This window comes from Synechococcus sp. ROS8604, assembly GCF_014279655.1.
Lineage (GTDB): Bacteria > Cyanobacteriota > Cyanobacteriia > PCC-6307 > Cyanobiaceae > Synechococcus_C.
The window spans coordinates 2,396,417-2,415,793 of record NZ_CP047946.1 but is presented as its reverse complement, the minus strand read 5'-3'; the positions used below and the strand labels follow the sequence as shown (position 1 = coordinate 2,415,793).

Genomic DNA, 19,377 nt, shown 5'->3' with positions numbered 1-19,377 from the left:
CAATTAGCTTCTCTACCAGTGGCTCTAATGAGTAAGTGTCACTTGTTTACGGAACTGATCAGTGACCTGTTAAATGACAATCAGCCCATATGAATGAACGCTTCGTGCTTTTTGCCGAGGGATTCCCGCTGGGACTTGGGTAGAAGCTTGCCGCTTAGTCGCTTTGAAGAGTTGTTCCGTCTGTTTCCTCTTCGTTGATTGAGAGACGCATTCGCCCCAGCTCTAGGGCCATGTCTGAGATGGTCCTGATGATCTCCAGCTCCCACTTACAGGCATAGCTGAACTCCTCAGCGATGTCAGTGATCAGGACTGGCACAGCATCGTTTTCGTAGCTGCGACTGATCGCCAGCTGCATCCTATGGACCCACCATTTCCAGTATTCGTCCTGGTGAGGGGTGTGGTCCTCGATGTCGAAGGAGAACTGGACATCGCGTAGGGGGGGGCATCAGCAGAGCTGATTTCCCAAGCTTGTTGTCTTGTTTGGGGCTGAGGAATTCGTTGGTTCTGTTCATCGGATCAGACCAGAGGTCTGGGCTGTTCGGGCTTTCAGCAAAACAGCTGCGCTGTTCCCGCTCTACCCCCAAACGGGTGATCAGTCCGAAGGCCTGTGGCTGACCAGGTATAGCGGTGATGTTGTTATGCGATAGATGTGCTGGGGGAAAGCTGCGCGCTCCCGCTTCCATCAGAACCCTGATCGTCTTGAAAGATGTTGATCAAGGGCTTAACGGTTTTACTTCCCTTATGCACCTTTTGTCATATCCTAGGGCGGAAATTTTGAGAGGTGGATGCTTTAATGATTGTTATGAGCGATAGAACGATGACGTTGATCAATCTGTTGTTCTTGAGCTTCATCCTGTCTGTCGGTGTCATTCCAACAAGCCATGCCAAAGACACAGAACCACTGAGGCTTGGTAAGTGCGATCCTGACGGTGCTGTAAAAACTCTTGATACAGGATTCAAAAAAGGGAAAAGCTTAAATGATGCGATGGAAATGGTCATCAATAACAAGCAGTTTGATGGTTCAAATGCTTGCATCACCTTCATTCGTGAATCATCGATGGAGCAGCGTGAATCTGCTCCCTATGCTTTCAAAAAACTTTGGATGGAATAACTCATTTTTCTATTGATACTTCGTTCGTAATGGCAGAGAGAAGTGTTTCCGCTTCTCGTTTGTGCTGGAATTGTCTGACATTTTTCAAAATCCTAGGCAATCAAGATCTCATCCATGGTGGGGGATAGAAGAAGCAAATAGCTTGTTTTTTGTGGTCATCGTTGCTGAAGTCCTCTCTTGGTCGTTCAATATTGTTTGTTTCGCTCATCGAGGCTTTGCCTTTAATGGGATTGACGGTCCCATGGCGATGCCACCTGCCATGGCAGTGAGCTGATGACCTGCATCAACCGCTGCTGTGATGCAGGCTGCACGATCAGCTTGAGGCATGCGACCTTTGCGATCCGTTACAAAAACCTCTAGGTTCTGTTGCATAAGTTCACGAGTGCTTTTGATGACCGACTATTCAACCGCCATCTTTGGCCTGATCGCCTTCACCGGAATTGTCTCCGCTGCCGTGGTGTACATCCTTGCCCAGCCTTCCGATCTGCCAGTCGTGAAGAAAGCAAAATCAGCTCAAAACTGAGTCCCCTTCTGAACACTCCTTACCGGTTCAACCCATGAACACCCAAGATCTTCTCGTGCTTCTTGTGAGCTTCGGGACAGCCTGCTTCGCTCTCAACATCTACAAGTTGAATCAATCCCCAGAGCAGTGAGCTTTACAAAGCTTTACCGGCCTGTTACTGTATGTAAAGCATTCCTTGGACGGGATCTGCAAACGAACGTCGCTTGAGGGAGCGGTCTTCAATCACTAAAAGGGTCTGCGTGGAAGCAGGCCTTTTTTTATGCCATCTCCTTCAGAGAGCGGTAAGTAAGAGGTTTTTCGATCTTCACCACCCCATAGCCGAGAGAGACAAGCTCCTGAACAGCCTTAGCGAACTTTTTAGAGCCCATTCCTCGGATTGCTCTATTCCCTTGTTGTTTGGCTAATTGCCATGTGCAGCCATCAGCCTGGAAGCCATGCTCATGAACGTGGCGCATCATCAGTACTGAGTCTGTGGCTTCCACCGAAAGCTCATCATTGTGCATCTCTAAAGATTAGTCGAGCTTTAAACCGCAGCAGAGGGGAATCAACGGAGCAGAGCCTGGATACGGTCCTGGTATTCCGAAAAAACATGTCTGGGATCACCCTATGCCTTGAGCGACCCACCGCATCCATTATTCTCTAGATTTTTGTCTTCAATATCTTTCTGAGTAGGAACAAATTTTGGCACGATTCAAATCAAGGATCAGGTTGAATACGCTTTTTAGAGTTTCTTGATTTTCGCAGCATTGATGCTGAGCAGGCTTGTGCTACGGGAGCATGTCTATGGATTATTCTCGGCTAGCTTGGAATTGGCCCAATTGTGATTGAACTTCTTCTTACTGGAAGTCTTGCTTTCATTATGTTTTCTTTGGGGCTTTCTCTAACGCCGCAAGATTTTGGATTCGCATTTCAGCAGCCAAAGGCCTTGATTGCTGGAGCACTTGCTCAGCTCTTGCTGCTTCCAGCGATTGCTTTTGTATTGATATGGGCGTTTGGACTGCAAGGTGACTTTGCCCTTGGTGTCATGATTTTGAGTTGCTGTCCGGGTGGAATAACGTCGAATATTATGACTAAGCTTTCTCGTGGAGATGTAGCCCTCTCTATTTCTTATACCGCACTGGCTAGTCTTGTTACGGCTGTAACTCTTCCTCTTGTTTTGAGTGTTACGGCACCCGTTCTTGTTCCACAACAAGGCATTGAGTTATCAATACTCCCTTTGATTTTAAAAGTTTTTTCTTTGGCAACATTGCCTGTATTGATCGGTGTTTTGATTCGCCAATGCACCCCGATGCAAGCGTCTCGTTGGGAACAGCTAAGCAGTCAAATATCCAATGGTTTGTTTGCGGCAGTCTTGATTGGAGTACTGATTGGCCAGTGGAATGTTTTTATCGCAAATCTCCCTACTTTGGGCCCAATTCTGCTGCTGCTTAATGTGATCATGCTAGCGGTTGGCTTGATTGTTGGTCATTTGCTGCGTTTAAAAAAGTCCCAGATTACTTCCCTTTCTGTAGAGGCTGGGTTTCAAAATGGCACGATAGGTATTGTTGTTGGTTCGCTGATCAGTGAGGAGCTTGTTCAAGGTGGTTTGAGTCGCTTTAGTCTCCCATCCGCTGTCTATAGTGTTTTAATGTTGGTTACTATCATTCCTTTCGTTCTTTGGAGAAGACGCCTGTGAAACAGGTTGGCATTGCTAATAGCCTTTATTGGGCAGAAAGAGTGATTTCTCGAAATGATTAGTTTCAGTGGCTTGGTATTGTTCATCTGCATCTGAAGCCTGGCTTTGAGGTTGGCTATGTTCTCTGCAATAGCAAGGTAATATTGCTTTATTTTTATCGATTTGTTAGTGTGTTGATGTGTTTTTTGAGAAGTTTAAAATGCTAATTGGAAGGCGACAACGATGCCCATCAGGCTTTGCATTGCATATTCAGTGAAGCTAATAATTCCTAGGGGTGTTTTGCTGTTCCCTCCAACGCAGGCGCAGTTCAAAGCGAGCTTGTCGATGTAAACCGCTTTGAGGACTGAAATCATTCCCTGGATACCAACAATCAGTGCGATCCACCCTGCCATTGGAAGCGGCGGTTTCATTAAAAAACCAAGGCCGATCAGTAGTTCCACCCCCGGATAGAGCTTGCCCCATAGGTGCCATCGTTTCGTGGCCAGGTCGTATTTCACGAAACTGGCCGCGAAGGACTCCACGTCAATGAGCTTGAGCATCGCCAGTGTGCAGATGGAAATCCCCATGAAGTGTTGGATCACATTGCCTTCCAGAACCAGTGAGATCAGAAGCGCAGTTCCGAAGACTGCTACCACTGGCATGTAGGAATACTCAGCTTCCTGAGCTTCTTCTCCAAGCATGGCGGCCAACTCTGTATAACCCCCTATTCGTTCATCGCCGTTGAAAATTTGTGGCGTTGTGGCAACGCCATGTTGAGCTTTGAAGGTGTTGACTTCCTCTTGGCTTGTTAATCGATGGTCTTCAAAGCTGATCCCATGCTTCTGCATTAATGCAATGGCTTTCAGTCCCCAAGGGCATTCGTGTTCCGGCATTGACATCCGAAAAACGTGCACGTCTCTAAGCTTGGATGAAGAGGTCATGGCTGTGGGGATGATCATCTTGAACGTAGCCATGGCGATCTTTCTTAACTCGGAGCTTGATCTCCTTTTGTGAGACGGATCGTTTCATCATGATCCAACCTGATGCCACCCTTCAGCACAGGTGCATCGAAGCTGCTTCAGACACTCTTGAGGATGCCGGTGATCGCTGCCCCTTCCCAAACGTGACAGAAACGCCTACCACTGTCACTGTGGCTTTGTCGTTAGGTGACTTCATGGCTCTGATTCCTCGCTGGCAGTACATGTCTGATCGCAGCAAGGCCATCGTTAAAAATACCGCTGGCACGGCAGTGGTGCTCTTGATTGGTGTCGTGCTCCTGCGTGCATTTTTGGGTTGGATTGTTCTCGCTGTGATCATCTGGGCAGGCTGGAAGTACCTGAACCGCAAGTAGGCCAGTCATGACAAGCGTGGATCGCACTTGAGTTGGATTTTGGCTTCGGCTTTTCTGAAGCACGTTGGAGTTAGACCTGCGTAAGCAAATTTTCTAAAGCAGGTCGTGATGCTTGCTTCATGGAATGCTTCTTAAAAGGATATTTATTTGAACTTTGCTTTGATTGCGTTCTTGGCATTGCTTCAGGAGTACTGATGGTATAAAGAATGTATGGCTGATATTCCTGAAGGGGTGCTAGATTCTAAGCACTGCCTAATCAGGGTCTCGTGTGTACTTGCGTCTATGTGGTGTCTATGAAGCGATGTTCGCAATAGTAGAAAATATTTGAAATGAACGAATCAGATTTCGTTGATCAAAATGTCAGCCAAAGGAACCAGAGCGCCAACTTGGACCTCTAGTTCAAAGCCCTTGTATCCAAGAAATAAACTGTCATTGTCTGCAATGATCTCAATGCCGCCTTGGATAACTATTTTGTCTTCTGATTTGTTAAAGTCGGTAATCACATCAATGGCATCATCGATCTGATCGGTTGTGAAGTAAAACTTGTCAAAACCTTCTCCTCCGCTCATTAAGTCTCCACCAGATCCGCCGCGAATAATGTCGTTTCCTGCTAATCCGTCAATTTTGTCGGCACCGGCACCGCCGCGTATAAAGTCGTTCATTTTGCTGCCAGCGATGTAATCATTCCCCGCATCACTATTAAAATAAATTCCATCAAGATTATATTCCGTTGTTTGTTGCATGGGTAGTGGAGAGTTGGATTTAATGGTTCCTCCTCCTGCTGTCTCTCGATCCAGGCTTACTTTGCTGTTGCCTTCAATTTCGCTGAAAGATACATCAATCGATCTAAGATTTTTTGGGCCACCCAGAACCTCAAATTGCTTTTGGCTGCCGTCAAGGATAGAATCATCTATTTTTTGCTTTGCATCTTCTGGTTCTAGAAATATCGAAGTATAAAAATATGAAGGTGGATCGTATAAGGGATATCCTTCTTCTAGTATCGTAATAGGGGTTTTGTTGATCGGGAAGTAAAATATATCCAGCAAAACCACGTCTTCGCTTTCTAGATTTGCTGCTGACATGGTGGTGTTGTAGGGCATAAAGTAATAATCACCAACCTGGTTAAAAGTGTTCTCAATGCCTTCCACGTAGTCAGTTATTGCTCCATCTCCGCTTACTACAAATGTTAAACCTCCCGATTCATGGACGTGAATTCCGACTCTTGTTCCCGCTTTGCGTGTGCCTAGGTTGACAATTAATCTGTTTTCGCCGATGACTTCATCAATAACTCTTGTTTCGTCTTGCAATGGCAACAGTCTTCCTTCGAGCGCCGTCCCATTGATTTTGCTTGTTCCCCAATTCCAGTTAGAGGTAATAAAGTCTGGATTTTCTTCGAAATATCGTCTTTTAATATACTCATAGAGGCTGATGACGACATCACGATCAGCAGTCTTGTTCTCTGCAATGCTTTGGATTTGATCCTGGAAAGCGACAGGGAGTGAATTTGTGTTAGCCAAGCAAATGTGAATTGCTTTATTGATTTTATCGGTGGATCATTGATGTTCTTGGGGGTTCTAGAAGTCTTTAGGTTCAGATCCGTATGACGTTGGCTTGGAAAAGCCGCTTGTATTGTTTAAGAGCTTGGGCTATTGGCTAATTTTTTAAGTCTAGGCATTGCATCTGGTTGCCAAATGGATGCCAAGAGAATGCATCTATTGACCGCTAGACTGGAGGGAGTGAGGGCTTGTGGCTATGAAGCGAAGGGCGTCACTTGCAGTGTCTTGAATTAGGTTTAGTGAGAAGAAATGTCTCTGCCCTCGATAACTTTGCTCGGCCCATTCGTGTTTTAATCAAGTCCCTGGATTGATCTGCCAGAAGGCTGCATGATGCGCATCGAGTGCAAATGCATGATTGTCATCAGCGTTCCATGCATCACAGTCTTCTGATGGCCCCGTGCTGAGCACATTCTTTTTTTGTGTGTGCCTGGTATGAGCGACTAGCTGCTTTTGGCCATGCTTCTGCAATCCTCGGCTGTTTCTGTTCAGAAGGCAATGCGCGTTTAAACCGATGCAGAAAATGCTCATCGGGTGGAGAATACTTTCACCGAGATCGGAGGTGCCAAGCATGGCAAACACTCCCCCCCAGCAAAAGTAAGAAGCTGCCTGGCCTTTTAAGCACCTGCTCCACGAGTTTTCTCACCATCCATGGACACGCCCTTCATCCCGGCTTTAGCAAGCTGGGGGGCACTCCAATCGGAGCCAGAAGGTCCATCACCTGGAACATTCGCCCCAGTTGCTCATCAAAGCCCGACACTTCGTCCTGACGTTTGAAGCATGCGGCTTGACCTCTGGTTTCTGGATTCCCAGAGGTGTCGGAAGCGAAGAATCATGAAAGAGCACTCCCACATCTGCCGCAGGTGGGCTGCCCTCTCACACCTCTGAAGCACTCTCGGTGTGAACCATGCATGCTCGAGAGAGCTAGGCGAGTTTCCCATCGCGAATTGCATTATGGCTCTATCTTCTGGGGGCAAACCTGCCAAGAACTGCCTTGGCAGAACGTGTCTTAAGTGGGCCTCTGACGGCTCGCTTTCTGAATTTGATAAGGACGATCTTATGAGGCGGCTTTGTGCTGCTGACGCAGAACTGGCTAAGTCAGATGCCTGCAGGATTCACGTTGAGCCGAGGAATCACTAATCCAAGGCTCTTGATTCATTACCCCTGCCAGGAGCGGGGATTTTTATTGCCGCCCTGTCGCAGTGATCAGCTTGTTGTTACCACAAGTCATGGCTGCCGCTGCCTACACGTCTTTAGTGAAGAGATGGGGATAGAGGTCATCAGCCAATACGAAATTGACTGGCCATTCGGAAACGACCAATCCGTTCGTCAACTATTCTTCTGCATAGGCACTGATCACCGTGCTTTCAATAATGTGGCCGCTGCCACGAATCATTTCTTTGTTGTCATCAAAGATCTTCTGGGCAACACCAACGGGTGCTTGCTGAATGGCGCAGATCTTGGATGGATCGCTCTTGCTAACGCCACGAAACAGTGACGTTAACCCAACGGCCTTGTGCATTTTGCTTACATCTTGACTGTCATAAATTGCAGCCCACTGTGCGAAGGGAACACTCAAGCTAAAGGTCCAGATGGTGGTTTCCATGGGGCAAATAATTTGTCCATTGATATAAGCACTCTCTCTCTGACTCTGTTTGTTTGCGTTGTGACAGTGTCCAACATGAGTTTTGCCATGGAAAAGCTCAGGATTGGTGGTCTGCTGCGCAGACAGCCATGACTCCTGAGCAGTTTCAGGATTTCCTTGATGGCCCGATGGGTGTGAATTTTGGTCTTGTGGCAATGATGAATATTTGCAAGGCAGTGAACGTGGAGCTTGCGGGTAATAATCCCTATCCCAGGAAGTTTTGATTGGGTGATCGATGAATCAATGTGTTTCAGATGATACTCATGTGATTCATATCGGTCATTGGGATAGGTTTCACTTCTGATTTCGATATCCAGCTCCTTTCTGAGTTGATTAAAGATTACTTAAAGAAGCATCTCGCTACACTTGCTTTTCTCTTGCTTTTCAGACAGAAAGGAGTCAGATCAGGAGTAGAGAATGTCTTCCATTCGCAACCGCTCGCACTCGCACCACAGCCCTCAGGTCAATCAGCGCATTCTTGAGCATGACTTGGAAGGGGCTGGCGAAGCCTTGATGGCTTTTGATGGGTTTCAATCCGAAGGTCCAGAGCTGGAGACCATGGTGTTGCAGCGACCAAGCGGACCTCAGCAGCGCGGCCTTTTTCTACAGTTGCTCAAAAAGGTCAACAACTTGTTTGCTTTTGTTCGATCTCGGCGGTGATGGCGCTACCGATCGCTTCATTCTCACCAACTGCTTCATCATGAAAAAGCGAGTAGCCGTTCCGATTGAGTCCATTAACCGCCCTCATGAGAGTGTGATTGATGAAAGAAAAGTTGATGATTTGATCAGAAGCGTCAAGGAGATTGGGCTTCAAGAACCTATCGATCTCATTGAGTTTGAGGGTAGGTTCTATGGATTTAATGGCTGCCATCGGTATACAGCGCATAAGCGTCTCGGCCGGACAACGATTGAGGCCAATATTCGTCAAGTTGATCGGGCTACGTTCCGTCTCCATTTGATGTGATTCAGCAGCACTGGAGTACCTTATTGGGATTGATTTCTTTACTTTCCTGCTCGGCATCTCTGACATTGTGAGATGCTGTTTTTGTGGTCATCAGGAAGTGTCAGGAAGTATGGATCAATGTCGAATTCATAGCCACAATCACAAACTACATGGTATCTAAGTTTTTTGGACTTTACGAGCCTTGTGAGCAGAGTGATGTTTCCATATTTCTGTCCAGATTTAAATCTTTCGAGCTTCCTCTCTCCGTTAGAAGCGCGATTAACACGTGCCTTTGACAAAGAATTTCGTACCGAATTTTCGCTACCTTTGCCGATGACTTTGGCGATCTGAGAAAAGGTTCTTCCCTCTTCCACGTAGAGGCGTTTGATTTCTTCAAATTCGCTTTGTGTGAAGCCAGACTTTCCTGCCACTTGAGCTGCTCCCGCCTTCAGCACCAAGTATCTCAGGGTCTGCTCACTGTTCACCGATACAGATGCAAGCCAACCCAGCGGTGATGGGAGTGGAGGGGCATTTGGCATGGGCCCGTGGCTATCTGTGGCGGGTTTTATCTCCCCAGCTATGGGGTTTGAGGAAGGAACGGTTGTTACGCCATTGAAGGTTCGGTTCATGGCTTTGCTATCCCTGCCTTTTCCCTTATATTCAGATCACGTTGGTCCCCATGAGGGGACGCAGTTCGATCTCAAACAAGCAACGGGGTTTGAGGCGCTGTCGGTCGTTCCCATGAACACCCTCCTCCTGATCAAAGAAAAAGAGCTGAAGGCACAACGTCTTCAAGATGCTCAGCGTTGTTTCGCTGTCCATTCAGAGGGCATTGATTACACCTCCGCTCATCTTTCGCCTACGAAGCTTGCTCCTCTGGCGCGTTAACGTCGCCCTGATCGTTGTGATCCACCCCGTCGACACGGGGTTTTTTATTGTTTTAGAGGATTTGATTAGCTCAGCGCGTCTGGCGCGATCAGGGCGTTCGGTGGCCAATGCTGATGTCTTGCTTTTTTAATCATTGCCCCAATCAAGATTTGGCCGATTATCTTTTTTTGCCGATTCGAACCATGCGGGGATTCAAGGGGCAGGCAAGGGCGTGGAAGGGTGTGTGAGTTCCATCGTGGATCAGGCTTCCCATCGGTTGGGCGTTTGCACTATCGAGCTTCATTGCTTGGAAATATCACTCAATCGTTCTAGGGAGCCGAGTATCCCTAAGGCGATAGGCATAACAGCCCATTTTTGACGCTTCTACCGTGAGTCTGCGCATTCAGCAGGCATCAGTCGGTTTGATATGGCCAGCTCTTAAGAGCTTGATCCACCAAAAGCCTGTGGCCATCTCTCCTTCTCTCTGATCGATGTTTGGCTGCTTAACTTGGCGGCCTGCCCCTTTGCTGTCTTAAGTAAAACCGTATTTGCTGCCAGTGTTCTGTTTGCCTGTCAGCTTGGTCGCAGTCGCAACTGCTTGATGACGAGTTCATTTTCATTTAAGCCAGCAATCGAATTTGCAATATCTCAAGATAAAATCAAGCATGAAGATGAGGTGGATTTGTCCAAAAGCTCTGTTGGTATCGACTCTGTTGTTTTGCGAAATGCTGATGGAGTGGTGATTGCAAGCATCTATAAAAGAATTCTCAAAGAAATTGAAGATTCTAAGAGTTTGGAAGAGGGCGATCAAGCGGTTGAATCGTAATTCTCGGTATTCAATGCTTCTTGCCTTGCTCTGCTGCGTTTTGAGCTGTTAATTGATTTAGCATCTCTGAACTTTTTTGTGTGGCCCAATGCTTTCGCCAAGGTCTCTTTTAAATGTATTTTTGGCTGCTTCTTTGGGCTCCATTGCTCCATTGCCTTAACCGGTATCTCTTCAGTGGAAGCAAAAGCTGAGATTGAGATCGAGGTGAGTCTCAAAGAGGGTCTCGTTTGGCTCAAAGGCTCAGGAACTGTTATCAAGGGATATCCAATTGCGATCGGCGCCCCTGAAACCCCCACGATTCCGGGTGTTTATAGCATTCTGAAAAAAGTATAAGCCCCTACTTGTTATTCAAAGTCTCATCATAGGGTTTTCCCTGCTGGGTCTAATGATCCAGTGGATGTTCGATTTATGCCTTATCTCAAGGCGGCTTCAGATGGAAAGGTTTATGCCGTTCATGGAATGGCTTGGCCACGCTGGGTCACCTTCGGGCTGCTGCAAGTTTGGGCTGCATCAGAATGTTGAATAATAACGTTATTCAAGTTTTTAATCTGGTTGAGGTGGGGACCCCCGTTCTGATTCGCTGAGCTGGCTTGCCACTCCGATTCCTTTTGGTTTGTAAACGCTTCTAGTGGTTCAGTTGGTTCGCACCTGAATCAGAACAAATATCTGTTATTCATCATTAATTCTGACAATTTTGGTTTGAGGCTGTCATAATTTACACATGCCACGTCTCCGACCGGACTCAAAACGCCTGCCAGACATCCCTGGTGGTGAGGGTTGGCTCTCTAACGAGCTTCAACAGCAGCTTGTGCATTTCCAGTCTGCTGGCAACTCTGCTGATGGCGAATTGATCGCGTTAAGGACATTTCAGTGGAAACCGCCTTATCCGCCAGTCCCCCTATCGCGTCGTCGGATGCTTCGTCATCAGGCAGTCGACACCTGGGACACCATGCGTGAGGCGGGTTGGCAGCGCTGCTATCCGCCTGTTCGGTAAAAGAGACTCTGATATCGCCTGAGCTGCATCCAGGTGTGCAAGTTTGTTGTACAGCCGGTTCCTTTGCGCTGACTCTTTCCTTTTCAGCAACATTGGCCACGCCATGTTGCGCCGTGAAACGAATTGATGAGCTTCATCAATGAAAGCTGTTTTCTTCTCTCTGATGCTCCATAACTAATTTGTGGTTTGTTGTTCAGGTGAATGGCTCGACGTTCTTCCCTTCCTGGGCGCAGCGTTTCTGAGATACGCGCTTTGTACGATATCGCCATCATGAGTGGCATTTCGATCACCCTTCTCGGCATTGGTGTCACAGTGTTTTTGGCATTTGCTGAGGCTTCATCGAGACCCTACGGCCATTGGATTTCTGGGCAAGTCTTCTTTTGATCTTCCGCGCTGACGATTTGTGATGGCAGAACCTCAGATATCTAAATAGTTTAATTCATTGTCCAATTTTTTTAAAGTGGTCTTTTGAAAAGATTGATATCAGTTATTGCAATTCGATCGCCTATGGCGAAGCAGTTGTAACTGCTAAAAATGTAAAAGTTTTGAATTGATGAGTGTTATTTTGGTGTGATTGATTTAGGTAAAGGATGATGTTTAATCCTGCACGGAAATGATTCGGAATGCCTTTACCGGTTGCTTTGCTCTTCGAGCTCGGCCTCTCTAGCCCCTAGGACAAGCGCGGCTAGGAATGGAGCGATGGCAAGCGCGGTGAGGATTTCCATTGGAATTTAAGAAGTATAAATATTCTGCAGGCAATTTCCATTGGCTGTGTGTTCGCGGTTACACAGTCTTTGTGTTGAGTATAAATACTGACCGCTGCTGAATGCCTTGGACCCCTTAGTTCGGGTCTAGTTCCTGAGCTGCGTGTGCCAGAGCGTCTCTTCTGCTTGCTGTGAGTCTATGAATGCGGAATTGCTGCAGGCGGGCTTTGACCTTTGCGTTGGCACCGGCAATTAACACTTGGCGTTCGTGGTGCTCCGCTTCCTCCACCATCCTTTCAATGGCCAACGTGGCCGTGATTCCAAGGTGCGGAACATCTGTGACGTCCAGCAAAAGTATTTTGTACTGCCGGATTTGGGTCATGCGTTCGCTAATTCCTTTCGCGGCTCCAAAGCTCAGTGGTCCTTGCAAGCGAAACAGCATGAGTGCGTCACCGCAGCGATTGAGGAGATGCTGCTCTTCTTGGTCGAGCTGAGAGCTGTCCTCTGAATTCATGCTCTCCAGTTGATGCGTTGTTATCGATTCAATGGTTAGAAGGTTGGCTACGAACATTCCAACAAGGACCGCTCCAATCAGATCCCAGAACACGGTCATCAGCAAAACCCCCCACATCACCAGTGCTGTTTTGATGGAGAGACGGTGGGCCCTTAATAGGAATCCCCAGTCAATAATGTCTAGGCCTACTTTGATGAGGATTCCTGCCAATAATGCTTCTGGAATGCTCTCGGCCAGCGGCCCAGCGCCCAGCAGCAGCACAAGTAAAAACACCGAATGCGCCATCCCTGAGATGGGAGTTCGGCCTCCTGATTTGATATTGATCACCGTTCGCATCGTTGCTCCAGCCCCGGGGAGGCCGTTAAAGAGTCCTGCCACGCTGTTGGCAATGCCTTGCCCGATCAGCTCTCGGTTGGAGTGGTGACGGCTTTGGCTGATGTTGTCGGCGACAAGGGATGTAAGCAGCGAGTCGATGGCACCAAGCACCGCGAGCACAAGGCCAGCTCGTAATAAAACCGGAAAATGATCTTTAAAATTAGGCAGGCTGAAATTCAATCCCCCTTCCGGAATGGTTCCGATTCGGGGGATGCCGTCTTGTGACAACAGCATGGAGAGAGGAGTAATGATTACCAAGGCAATCAGTGGCGATGGCACCCAGGTGCTAATTCTCTTGGGTGTTAAAAAAACCACTGCCAATGTCAATAGACCAACCAGTAATGCAGCTGTATTAGGTGTGAATTGACTAAAAACTGTCCCGAGAGAGGTGATCACTCCGCCCTGGCCCTTGATTCCTAATAAGGGTCCTATTTGCAGGCATAAAATGATGACCCCAATGCCAGACATGAAGCCAGACACCACGGAATAAGGAACCAGGGTGATGTACCGACCAAGCCGCAAAACTCCCATCAGGATCTGAATGAGCCCGCCGATCAAGACGGCTCCCATCACGAGCGGGAGGAGCTCATTGCTCCCAAGTTCCCGAGAAATTCCTACGGCTGCGAGCGTTCCAATCACCCCTGCAACGGTGACGCTCATCGGCCCTGTAGGACCTGAGACTTGCGCAGGCGTTCCGCCAAAGAGAGCGGCCAGAAAGCCCGTAATGATCGCTCCGTACAGCCCGTAAATCGCTCCGCCCGGACCAAGTGCGGCGTTTCCAAACGCAAGGGCCAGGGGTAGAGCCACAACGGCTGCCGTGAGGCCGCCTAGTAAATCTCCTCTCCAGTACCTCCAGCTGAAGCCGTGAACTAAGGCCAGTCTTGGACGCGCCATGGATTAAGGACGGGCTGGCATGGATGTCCATGCCTCGAGTTGCTCCAGGGTTTGAACGCCTTCTCGTCGCTCGCCGTTTTCAAGAATCCAGGTTGGATACGCCCGAATCTCTGCTGTTCGACAGGCTGCTGCCTGAATCGGAAGGTCCTTGCGTTTCCCGCATTCAACGTAAGGAAGTTTGTTGGCTGCATCGCCAAACAGTTCTGTTTGGGCCCTGCAGGCAGGACAACGCCAGGATCCGTAGTAAAGCGCCTTGCTTGTACTGAGATGGTCAGCCAGTTCTGCAGGATCGGGTGACGCTGCTGCTGGAAATGGCAGTGCGAGCGCTGTTAGTGATGCCAACAAAGGCACCAGCTTGTTGATTTCAACCATGGTCCAAATCTAAGAAAGGTCTGCCGTTCGGGCATCCCGCCATTGCTCCGGTCCGCATCCACGGACGAAACTGGCAATTGGATCTGATGCGCAGCCCAAAGGGTTGATGAATTCCATGGCCGGCAGTGGCTACCGCGATTACTTCAAAGTGCTGGGTGTGGAACGCAGTGCCGACGCCGATACGGTGAAGCGTGCTTTTCGCAAGTTGGCCCGTCAATATCACCCCGATGTGAATCCTGATGATCAGGACGCTGAAGCCCGCTTCAAAGAAGTGAGCGAGGCCTATGAGGTGCTTTCTGACCCTGAGAAGCGTCGTCGCTACGAACAATTTGGCCAATATTGGAATCAGGCAGGAATGCCTGGAGGTGGCTCAGGTCCCGCCGGTTTTGATGTTGATTTTGGTCGATACGGAAATTTTGATGATTTCATCAACGACCTCCTTGGCCGTTTTGGAGGAGCCGCTGGAGGCGCTGGTCCCGCCGGGTATGGCGGCGGAGGTTTTCCTGGAGGAGGTTTTCCTGGAGGAGGCTTCTCCCGCGGTGGGTCGAGAGCACCCATCAATCTCGATGCAGAAGCAGCGGTCAAGGTGACGTTTTCGGAAGCGTTTCGAGGGGGTGAGCGCACCTTGTCTGTGAACGATGAGCGAGTTCAGGTTCGGATCCCTCCTGGGGTGAAGAGTGGTTCGAAGCTTCGGCTTAAGGGCAAGGGAAATGTTCAACCGGGCACGGGCCGTCGAGGGGATCTCTATTTGGTGATTGAGGTCCAACCCCATTCGATCTGGACGCTGGATGGCGATCAGTTGCGCGCTGAATTGCCCGTTGCTTTCGATGAACTCGCCCTTGGCGGAACGGTCAAGGTCATGACCCCCGATGGCGAGGCAGACGTCACCATTCCCCCTGGCACGGCACCTGGAAAAAGCCTTCGTTTACGCGGAAAAGGCTGGCCAGGGAAGTCTGGTCGTGGAGATCTGTTGCTCACCCTTTCCCTTCAGTGGCCTAAGCAGTGGTCAGACGAACAGCGTCAGCTTCTGGAACAATTTCAGAGCAGCCGAGACGGAAACCTCCGGCAACAGTGGATTCAGAACGCCAGCCTTTAAGGCGGGATTTACGATTTCCCCATCTGTCGTCCGACCGCATTAATGGAGATCACCTATCGCCCGCGCCGTTTGCGTCGCTCTCCGGCCCTACGAGCCATGGTGCGCGAAAACCAATTGCTTCCAGCTGATTTTATCTATCCGCTGTTTGTGCACGAAGGGGCGGAAGTTGAGCCGATCGGTGCGATGCCAGGTGCCTATCGCTGGAGTCTCGATCGTTTGAGTGCTGAGGTTCAGCGAGCCTGGGATCTGGGGATTCGTTGTGTGGTTCTCTTCCCGAAGGTGGCGGAAGGTCTGAAAAGTGAAGACGGTTCAGAAAGTTTCAATGCCAACGGTTTGATCCCCAGGGCGATTCGTCAGCTCAAGAGGGATGTCCCCGATATGGCGATCATGACCGATGTGGCCCTCGATCCTTACTCCTGTGATGGCCACGACGGGATTGTCAGCCCAGAAGGCATCGTGCTGAACGATGAAACCATCGACCAGCTGTGCAAACAAGCGGTGATGCAGGCGGAGGCCGGGGCCGACCTGATTGGACCCAGCGACATGATGGATGGGCGCGTTGGCGCCATTCGTGAAGCCCTTGATGACGCCGGTTTCGAGCACGTCGGCATTATTAGCTATACCGCCAAGTATTCGTCCGCCTATTACGGCCCCTTCCGCGAGGCGCTGGATTCGGCTCCTCGCGCAACCACTGAAAAGGTGATCCCTAAAAACAAAGACACATATCAGATGGATCCGGCCAATGCTCGCGAGGCCATCACGGAGGCTCAGCTTGATGAACAAGAAGGTGCCGACATCATGATGGTGAAGCCAGGCTTGGCGTATCTAGACATCATTTGCCGTCTTCGGGATGAGTCCGAGCTTCCAATCGCGGCTTACAACGTCAGTGGCGAATACTCGATGGTGAAGGCGGCCGCCGAGCGTGGCTGGATTGATGAACGTGCTGTGGTTCTGGAGACCTTGCTGAGCTTCAAGCGAGCAGGTGCCGATTTAATCCTCACCTATCACGCCTGTGATGCTGCCGAGTGGCTTCGGACGCGCTGAAGATGGCGATGCCGTAGACGGTCTCGGTCATGGAGTCCCTCACAGATGGCGATTAACCCACCAGAATGACTGTCTTCTTTCACTGCCTTTATGCCAGCTGTACAGCGCCTTGGCCACGTCGCCATCCGTGTGCAGGATCTGTCGCGTGCGATCGCTTTTTACTGTGATCTCGGCATGCGCTTGGTTTGGAAGGCGGACGACTGGTGTTATCTCGAGGCGGGAGAAAGCCGTGATGGGTTAGCGCTTCTGGGACCCAGCTACAAAGCAGCAGGGCCGCATTTTGCCTTTCACTTTTACGATCGCGCTGAAGTTGATGTGGTCCACGACCAACTCAAAGCGTCTGGGGTCAGCGTTGGAGCGGTTCATGACCACAGAGATGGAACAGCTTCTTTTTATTTCCGGGATCCAGATGGAAATTGGCTTGAGATGCTCTATGAACCCCCCGGTGGCATCCCTTCCAATCAGATGGAGGCATCGGCGGGGGTCTCCTGATGACATCCGATCCCCGCATGACATCGGCATCTCCTTCGGTTTCGATCCTGGAAGAGACCCTGGAATTGCTGGAGTGGCCTCGGTTATGTCAGCACTTTTCAACCTTTGCGAGCACCCCACAGGGGCGCCAACACTGCTTGAAGGGTCAGCTGCCAGCTGACTTGGACACCACGCTGACCTATCAGGTCAGAAGTATGGAACTCGCCAGCCTGGACGGTCTCCTGGATGGCGGATTGAGTTTTCAAGGGGTGTCTGACCTTGAGATGGTTTTGCTCCGCTGTTGCAAAGGCGGGACAGCTTCAGGTGAGGAGTTGCTGTCTGTGGCGCACACACTCGCTGCTGCCCGACGCCTTCGCCGTCAGATCGATGACCCTGACTTGAGGCCTGACTGTTCAGCACTGCTGGAAAATGTGGCGACTCTTCCGGAGCTCGAGCAGCGTTTGAAATTTGCCTTGGAAGAGGGTGGGCGCGTTGCGAATCGAGCGAGTGAATCGTTGGAAGAGTTGCGCCTCCAATGGCAGGTCGCTCGGCAGGAGCGGCGTGATCGTTTGCAGGCGGTTCTGCGGCGTTGGGCGACGTTGCTGCAAGACACCGTGATCGCGGAACGCCATGGTCGTCCGGTTTTGGCGGTGAAAGCCGGTGCCGCTTCTCAATGTCCGGGAATGGTTCACGACAGTTCTTCTTCAGGAAATACGGTCTTCGTTGAGCCGAAGACGGTGATCGGTCTCGGCAATCGTCTTGCCGCTCTCGATGGTCGGATCAGAGAAGAGGAGCGTCGGGTCTTGGCGGAGCTCAGCGCTGCCGTTGCAGAGCAGAACGAGGTGATCGATCGCTTGATGGCCGTGCTGTTGAAGTTAGATCTGGCCTTGGCTCGGGGGCGTTATGGCCAGTGGCTTGGTGCCGTCCCGCCCCGGCTTGACGCTGAAGCTGATGCCCCTTTTCACATTTTGGAGCTGCGCCATCCACTACTGGTTTGGCAGCAGCGCAAGGAGGGTGGCGCCCCTGTGGTTCCTGTGAGCGTTGAGGTGTCGGAACAGTTGCGGGTTGTCGCCATCACTGGACCCAACACCGGTGGAAAAACAGTGACCTTGAAGAGCATCGGCTTAGCGGCATTGATGGCCAGAGCCGGTATGTGGATTCCCTGCAACGGCAGCCCCTCACTCCCTTGGTGTGCACAGGTTCTTGCCGACATCGGCGACGAACAATCGCTTCAGCAGAGTTTGTCCACGTTTAGTGGTCACGTGAAAAGAATCGGAAGCATCCTCCAATCCATCGCCTCTGGTCCGTCGCCGGCGTTAGTGCTGCTTGATGAGGTGGGTGCTGGCACAGATCCCAGTGAAGGCACGGCTCTGGCGATTGCTCTGCTGCGCAATTTGGCCGATTGCGCCCGACTCACCATTGCTACAACTCACTTTGGCGAGCTCAAGGCACTCAAGTACAGCGATTCACGCTTTGAAAACGCCTCCGTTGCCTTTGATAGCGATACCCTTTCGCCGACATACCAGCTGCTTTGGGGGATTCCAGGACGCAGCAATGCGCTGGCGATTGCGACGCGTCTCGGGTTTGATAGCGGCGTGATCGAACAAGCCAGGCAATTGCTTAAGCCCAGTGGCGATGGCGATGTCAACGCTGTGATCCGTGGCCTGGAAGAGCAGCGGCAACGCCAACAGGCCGCGGCTGAAGATGCGGCGGCACTTTTGGCTCGCACCGAATTGCTGCATGAGGAGCTCCTTCAGCGTTGGGAGCAGCAACGCAAAAACTCAGCTCAGCAGCAGGAGTTGGGCCGTCAGCGTTTGGAGAGCTCCATTCGCGATGGTCAAAAAGAGGTGCGTCATCTGATTCGTCGGCTGCGGGATCAGAAAGCGGATGGTGAAACCGCTCGCCGCGCCGGTCAGCGGCTGCGCAAGCTTGAATCCAACCATCGCTCCCTTCCAGAGCGTCGCCATCATCCTGAATGGCGCCCGTCTGTGGGCGAGCGCATTCGCCTGCTAGCCCTCGATAAAGCGGCTGAGGTGCTTGAGGTGTCAGACGATGGTCAGCAGCTGAGTGTGCGCTGTGGTGTGATGCGCAGCATGGTGGATCTGCAAGCGGTGGAAAGCTTGGATGGTCGCCGAGCTGCACCCCCTGAGAAACCAGTGGTTCAGGTGAAAGCGCGGCGAGGAGTCGGCGGCTCTCAGGTGCGTACCTCGCGGAACACCGTGGATGTTCGCGGCCAGAGAGTGCATGAAGCGGAAGCTGCTGTGGAAGAGCTCCTCCGTGGTGCGAATGGCCCGGTTTGGGTGATCCACGGGATCGGGACTGGTCGCCTCAAGCGCGGTTTGCGTCAGTGGCTCGATTCGCTCCCGTATGTGGAACGGGTTGGTGATGCCGATCAGGGAGATGGTGGTCCAGGTTGCAGCGTTGTTTGGGTGCGCTGATC

General features: G+C 50.5%; 26 protein-coding genes. 15 read left to right on the top strand and 11 right to left on the bottom strand.

Features of this window, described 5'->3' with window-relative positions; all coding sequences use genetic code 11:
• Positions 1–154 precede the first annotated feature (154 nt).
• Positions 155–355, bottom strand: coding sequence for a hypothetical protein (locus SynROS8604_RS13075; RefSeq protein ID WP_186544310.1), 201 nt, complete (start codon positions 353–355; stop codon positions 155–157).
• A gap of 426 nt (positions 356–781) precedes the next feature.
• Here SynROS8604_RS13075 and SynROS8604_RS13070 point away from each other — a divergent pair, with 426 nt between their 5' ends.
• Positions 782–1,111, top strand: a complete 330-nt coding sequence (locus tag SynROS8604_RS13070; RefSeq protein WP_255445063.1) for a hypothetical protein — start codon at positions 782–784, stop codon at positions 1,109–1,111.
• A 204-nt stretch (positions 1,112–1,315) separates the two neighbouring features.
• Here SynROS8604_RS13070 and SynROS8604_RS16095 read toward each other — a convergent pair whose 3' ends face one another.
• Entirely contained in the window at positions 1,316–1,438 is a 123-nt protein-coding gene (locus tag SynROS8604_RS16095) for a hypothetical protein (RefSeq protein ID WP_255445062.1), read from the bottom strand.
• 64 nt (positions 1,439–1,502) lie between these two features.
• Between SynROS8604_RS16095 and SynROS8604_RS16090 the strand changes: the two genes are divergently transcribed.
• A complete protein-coding gene (locus tag SynROS8604_RS16090; RefSeq protein WP_006854419.1) occupies positions 1,503–1,634 on the top strand; it encodes a hypothetical protein in 132 nt (43 codons plus the stop codon).
• Between the two features lie 257 nt (positions 1,635–1,891).
• Here SynROS8604_RS16090 and SynROS8604_RS13065 read toward each other — a convergent pair whose 3' ends face one another.
• The gene (locus SynROS8604_RS13065; protein ID WP_006854417.1) at positions 1,892–2,116 is read right to left on the bottom strand and encodes a hypothetical protein; all 225 of its coding nucleotides are present in this window, start codon (positions 2,114–2,116) and stop codon (positions 1,892–1,894) included.
• Between the two features lie 338 nt (positions 2,117–2,454).
• Here SynROS8604_RS13065 and SynROS8604_RS13060 point away from each other — a divergent pair, with 338 nt between their 5' ends.
• Positions 2,455–3,309, top strand: a complete 855-nt coding sequence (locus tag SynROS8604_RS13060; protein WP_186544309.1) for a bile acid:sodium symporter family protein — start codon at positions 2,455–2,457, stop codon at positions 3,307–3,309.
• 194 nt (positions 3,310–3,503) lie between these two features.
• Here SynROS8604_RS13060 and SynROS8604_RS13055 read toward each other — a convergent pair whose 3' ends face one another.
• On the bottom strand, positions 3,504–4,229 hold the full coding sequence (locus SynROS8604_RS13055) for a MauE/DoxX family redox-associated membrane protein (RefSeq protein WP_255445061.1): 726 nt from the start codon (positions 4,227–4,229) through the stop codon (positions 3,504–3,506).
• Between the two features lie 89 nt (positions 4,230–4,318).
• On the opposite strand from SynROS8604_RS13055, the gene SynROS8604_RS13050 reads away from it, so the two are divergent.
• On the top strand, positions 4,319–4,639 hold the full coding sequence (locus SynROS8604_RS13050) for a hypothetical protein (RefSeq protein ID WP_186546104.1): 321 nt from the start codon (positions 4,319–4,321) through the stop codon (positions 4,637–4,639).
• A 338-nt stretch (positions 4,640–4,977) separates the two neighbouring features.
• On the opposite strand, the gene SynROS8604_RS13045 is transcribed toward SynROS8604_RS13050, so the two are convergent.
• The 3 genes from SynROS8604_RS13045 to SynROS8604_RS13035 all read right to left on the bottom strand — a co-directional run bounded on the left by SynROS8604_RS13045 (position 4,978) and on the right by SynROS8604_RS13035 (position 7,798).
• Positions 4,978–6,156 carry a hypothetical protein gene (locus tag SynROS8604_RS13045; RefSeq protein WP_186544307.1) on the bottom strand — a complete coding sequence of 393 codons (1,179 nt, stop codon included), beginning with the start codon at positions 6,154–6,156 and terminating at the stop codon, positions 4,978–4,980.
• A gap of 333 nt (positions 6,157–6,489) precedes the next feature.
• On the bottom strand, positions 6,490–6,765 hold the full coding sequence (locus tag SynROS8604_RS13040) for a hypothetical protein (RefSeq protein ID WP_186544306.1): 276 nt from the start codon (positions 6,763–6,765) through the stop codon (positions 6,490–6,492).
• A 760-nt stretch (positions 6,766–7,525) separates the two neighbouring features.
• Positions 7,526–7,798 (bottom strand): DUF3764 family protein, encoded by a 273-nt coding sequence (locus tag SynROS8604_RS13035; RefSeq protein WP_186544305.1) that lies wholly within the window; start codon positions 7,796–7,798, stop codon positions 7,526–7,528.
• Between the two features lie 128 nt (positions 7,799–7,926).
• Between SynROS8604_RS13035 and SynROS8604_RS16085 the strand changes: the two genes are divergently transcribed.
• The 3 genes from SynROS8604_RS16085 to SynROS8604_RS13020 all read left to right on the top strand — a co-directional run bounded on the left by SynROS8604_RS16085 (position 7,927) and on the right by SynROS8604_RS13020 (position 8,801).
• Positions 7,927–8,061 (top strand): hypothetical protein, encoded by a 135-nt coding sequence (locus tag SynROS8604_RS16085; RefSeq protein ID WP_255445060.1) that lies wholly within the window; start codon positions 7,927–7,929, stop codon positions 8,059–8,061.
• A gap of 193 nt (positions 8,062–8,254) precedes the next feature.
• Entirely contained in the window at positions 8,255–8,497 is a 243-nt protein-coding gene (locus tag SynROS8604_RS13025; protein WP_186544303.1) for a hypothetical protein, read from the top strand.
• The gene (locus SynROS8604_RS13020) at positions 8,478–8,801 is read left to right on the top strand and encodes a sulfiredoxin (protein WP_255445059.1); all 324 of its coding nucleotides are present in this window, start codon (positions 8,478–8,480) and stop codon (positions 8,799–8,801) included. The genes SynROS8604_RS13025 and SynROS8604_RS13020 overlap by 20 nt, the downstream gene beginning before the upstream one ends.
• A gap of 38 nt (positions 8,802–8,839) precedes the next feature.
• Here the strand turns inward: SynROS8604_RS13020 and SynROS8604_RS13015 are convergent, their stop codons facing one another.
• Complete coding sequence (locus tag SynROS8604_RS13015) at positions 8,840–9,409, bottom strand: hypothetical protein (protein ID WP_255445058.1); 570 nt, start codon at positions 9,407–9,409, stop codon at positions 8,840–8,842.
• Between SynROS8604_RS13015 and SynROS8604_RS13010 the strand changes: the two genes are divergently transcribed.
• Both SynROS8604_RS13010 and SynROS8604_RS13005 read left to right on the top strand, forming a co-directional pair.
• Entirely contained in the window at positions 9,408–9,668 is a 261-nt protein-coding gene (locus SynROS8604_RS13010; protein WP_186546103.1) for a hypothetical protein, read from the top strand. The genes SynROS8604_RS13015 and SynROS8604_RS13010 overlap by 2 nt on opposite strands.
• Before the next feature lie 487 nt (positions 9,669–10,155).
• Positions 10,156–10,473 (top strand): hypothetical protein, encoded by a 318-nt coding sequence (locus SynROS8604_RS13005; protein ID WP_186544302.1) that lies wholly within the window; start codon positions 10,156–10,158, stop codon positions 10,471–10,473.
• Here the strand turns inward: SynROS8604_RS13005 and SynROS8604_RS16080 are convergent.
• Positions 10,455–10,688: a hypothetical protein gene (locus SynROS8604_RS16080; protein ID WP_255445057.1), complete on the bottom strand. Its 234-nt coding sequence runs from the start codon at positions 10,686–10,688 to the stop codon at positions 10,455–10,457. The two genes, SynROS8604_RS13005 and SynROS8604_RS16080, sit on opposite strands and share 19 nt — an antisense overlap.
• A 300-nt stretch (positions 10,689–10,988) precedes the next feature.
• Here SynROS8604_RS16080 and SynROS8604_RS16075 point away from each other — a divergent pair, with 300 nt between their 5' ends.
• Both SynROS8604_RS16075 and SynROS8604_RS12995 read left to right on the top strand, forming a co-directional pair.
• The gene (locus tag SynROS8604_RS16075) at positions 10,989–11,057 is read left to right on the top strand and encodes a hypothetical protein (RefSeq protein WP_255445307.1); all 69 of its coding nucleotides are present in this window, start codon (positions 10,989–10,991) and stop codon (positions 11,055–11,057) included.
• A 137-nt stretch (positions 11,058–11,194) separates the two neighbouring features.
• Positions 11,195–11,467, top strand: coding sequence for a DUF1651 domain-containing protein (locus SynROS8604_RS12995; protein ID WP_006854405.1), 273 nt, complete (start codon positions 11,195–11,197; stop codon positions 11,465–11,467).
• Between the two features lie 840 nt (positions 11,468–12,307).
• On the opposite strand, the gene SynROS8604_RS12990 is transcribed toward SynROS8604_RS12995, so the two are convergent.
• Entirely contained in the window at positions 12,308–13,954 is a 1,647-nt protein-coding gene (locus SynROS8604_RS12990) for a SulP family inorganic anion transporter (RefSeq protein ID WP_186544301.1), read from the bottom strand.
• Positions 13,955–13,957: 3 nt separating this feature from the next.
• On the bottom strand, positions 13,958–14,326 hold the full coding sequence (locus SynROS8604_RS12985; RefSeq protein WP_186544300.1) for a thioredoxin family protein: 369 nt from the start codon (positions 14,324–14,326) through the stop codon (positions 13,958–13,960).
• 115 nt (positions 14,327–14,441) lie between these two features.
• Here SynROS8604_RS12985 and SynROS8604_RS12980 point away from each other — a divergent pair, with 115 nt between their 5' ends.
• The 4 genes from SynROS8604_RS12980 to SynROS8604_RS12965 all read left to right on the top strand — a co-directional run bounded on the left by SynROS8604_RS12980 (position 14,442) and on the right by SynROS8604_RS12965 (position 19,375).
• Complete coding sequence (locus SynROS8604_RS12980) at positions 14,442–15,422, top strand: DnaJ C-terminal domain-containing protein (protein WP_186545986.1); 981 nt, start codon at positions 14,442–14,444, stop codon at positions 15,420–15,422.
• A gap of 42 nt (positions 15,423–15,464) precedes the next feature.
• Complete coding sequence (hemB, locus tag SynROS8604_RS12975; RefSeq protein WP_186544299.1) at positions 15,465–16,466, top strand: porphobilinogen synthase; 1,002 nt, start codon at positions 15,465–15,467, stop codon at positions 16,464–16,466.
• A gap of 90 nt (positions 16,467–16,556) precedes the next feature.
• Positions 16,557–16,958, top strand: coding sequence for a VOC family protein (locus SynROS8604_RS12970; RefSeq protein ID WP_186544298.1), 402 nt, complete (start codon positions 16,557–16,559; stop codon positions 16,956–16,958).
• Complete coding sequence (locus tag SynROS8604_RS12965; RefSeq protein ID WP_186544297.1) at positions 16,958–19,375, top strand: endonuclease MutS2; 2,418 nt, start codon at positions 16,958–16,960, stop codon at positions 19,373–19,375. Before SynROS8604_RS12970 ends, SynROS8604_RS12965 begins: the two co-directional genes overlap by 1 nt.
• Positions 19,376–19,377: the final 2 nt, after the last annotated feature.

Bases quoted from the DNA above. Each gene is read 5' to 3' on its own strand.
- SynROS8604_RS16095 (WP_255445062.1), bottom strand. From the start codon at position 1,438: ATGCCTCAAGCTGATCGTGCAGCCTGCATCACAGCAGCGGTTGATGCA.
- SynROS8604_RS12980 (WP_186545986.1), top strand. From the start codon at position 14,442: ATGGCCGGCAGTGGCTACCGCGATTACTTCAAAGTGCTGGGTGTGGAA.
- SynROS8604_RS13025 (WP_186544303.1), top strand. From the start codon at position 8,255: ATGTCTTCCATTCGCAACCGCTCGCACTCGCACCACAGCCCTCAGGTC.
- SynROS8604_RS13055 (WP_255445061.1), bottom strand. From the start codon at position 4,229: ATGACCTCTTCATCCAAGCTTAGAGACGTGCACGTTTTTCGGATGTCA.
- SynROS8604_RS16090 (WP_006854419.1), top strand. From the start codon at position 1,503: ATGACCGACTATTCAACCGCCATCTTTGGCCTGATCGCCTTCACCGGA.
- SynROS8604_RS13075 (WP_186544310.1), bottom strand. From the start codon at position 355: ATGCAGCTGGCGATCAGTCGCAGCTACGAAAACGATGCTGTGCCAGTC.
- SynROS8604_RS13010 (WP_186546103.1), top strand. From the start codon at position 9,408: ATGGCTTTGCTATCCCTGCCTTTTCCCTTATATTCAGATCACGTTGGT.
- SynROS8604_RS12995 (WP_006854405.1), top strand. From the start codon at position 11,195: ATGCCACGTCTCCGACCGGACTCAAAACGCCTGCCAGACATCCCTGGT.
- SynROS8604_RS12990 (WP_186544301.1), bottom strand. From the start codon at position 13,954: ATGGCGCGTCCAAGACTGGCCTTAGTTCACGGCTTCAGCTGGAGGTAC.
- SynROS8604_RS16085 (WP_255445060.1), top strand. From the start codon at position 7,927: ATGACTCCTGAGCAGTTTCAGGATTTCCTTGATGGCCCGATGGGTGTG.
- SynROS8604_RS13015 (WP_255445058.1), bottom strand. From the start codon at position 9,409: ATGAACCGAACCTTCAATGGCGTAACAACCGTTCCTTCCTCAAACCCC.
- SynROS8604_RS12985 (WP_186544300.1), bottom strand. From the start codon at position 14,326: ATGGTTGAAATCAACAAGCTGGTGCCTTTGTTGGCATCACTAACAGCG.
- SynROS8604_RS12965 (WP_186544297.1), top strand. From the start codon at position 16,958: ATGACATCCGATCCCCGCATGACATCGGCATCTCCTTCGGTTTCGATC.
- hemB (WP_186544299.1), top strand. From the start codon at position 15,465: ATGGAGATCACCTATCGCCCGCGCCGTTTGCGTCGCTCTCCGGCCCTA.
- SynROS8604_RS13040 (WP_186544306.1), bottom strand. From the start codon at position 6,765: ATGCTTGGCACCTCCGATCTCGGTGAAAGTATTCTCCACCCGATGAGC.
- SynROS8604_RS13050 (WP_186546104.1), top strand. From the start codon at position 4,319: ATGATCCAACCTGATGCCACCCTTCAGCACAGGTGCATCGAAGCTGCT.
- SynROS8604_RS12970 (WP_186544298.1), top strand. From the start codon at position 16,557: ATGCCAGCTGTACAGCGCCTTGGCCACGTCGCCATCCGTGTGCAGGAT.
- SynROS8604_RS13035 (WP_186544305.1), bottom strand. From the start codon at position 7,798: ATGGAAACCACCATCTGGACCTTTAGCTTGAGTGTTCCCTTCGCACAG.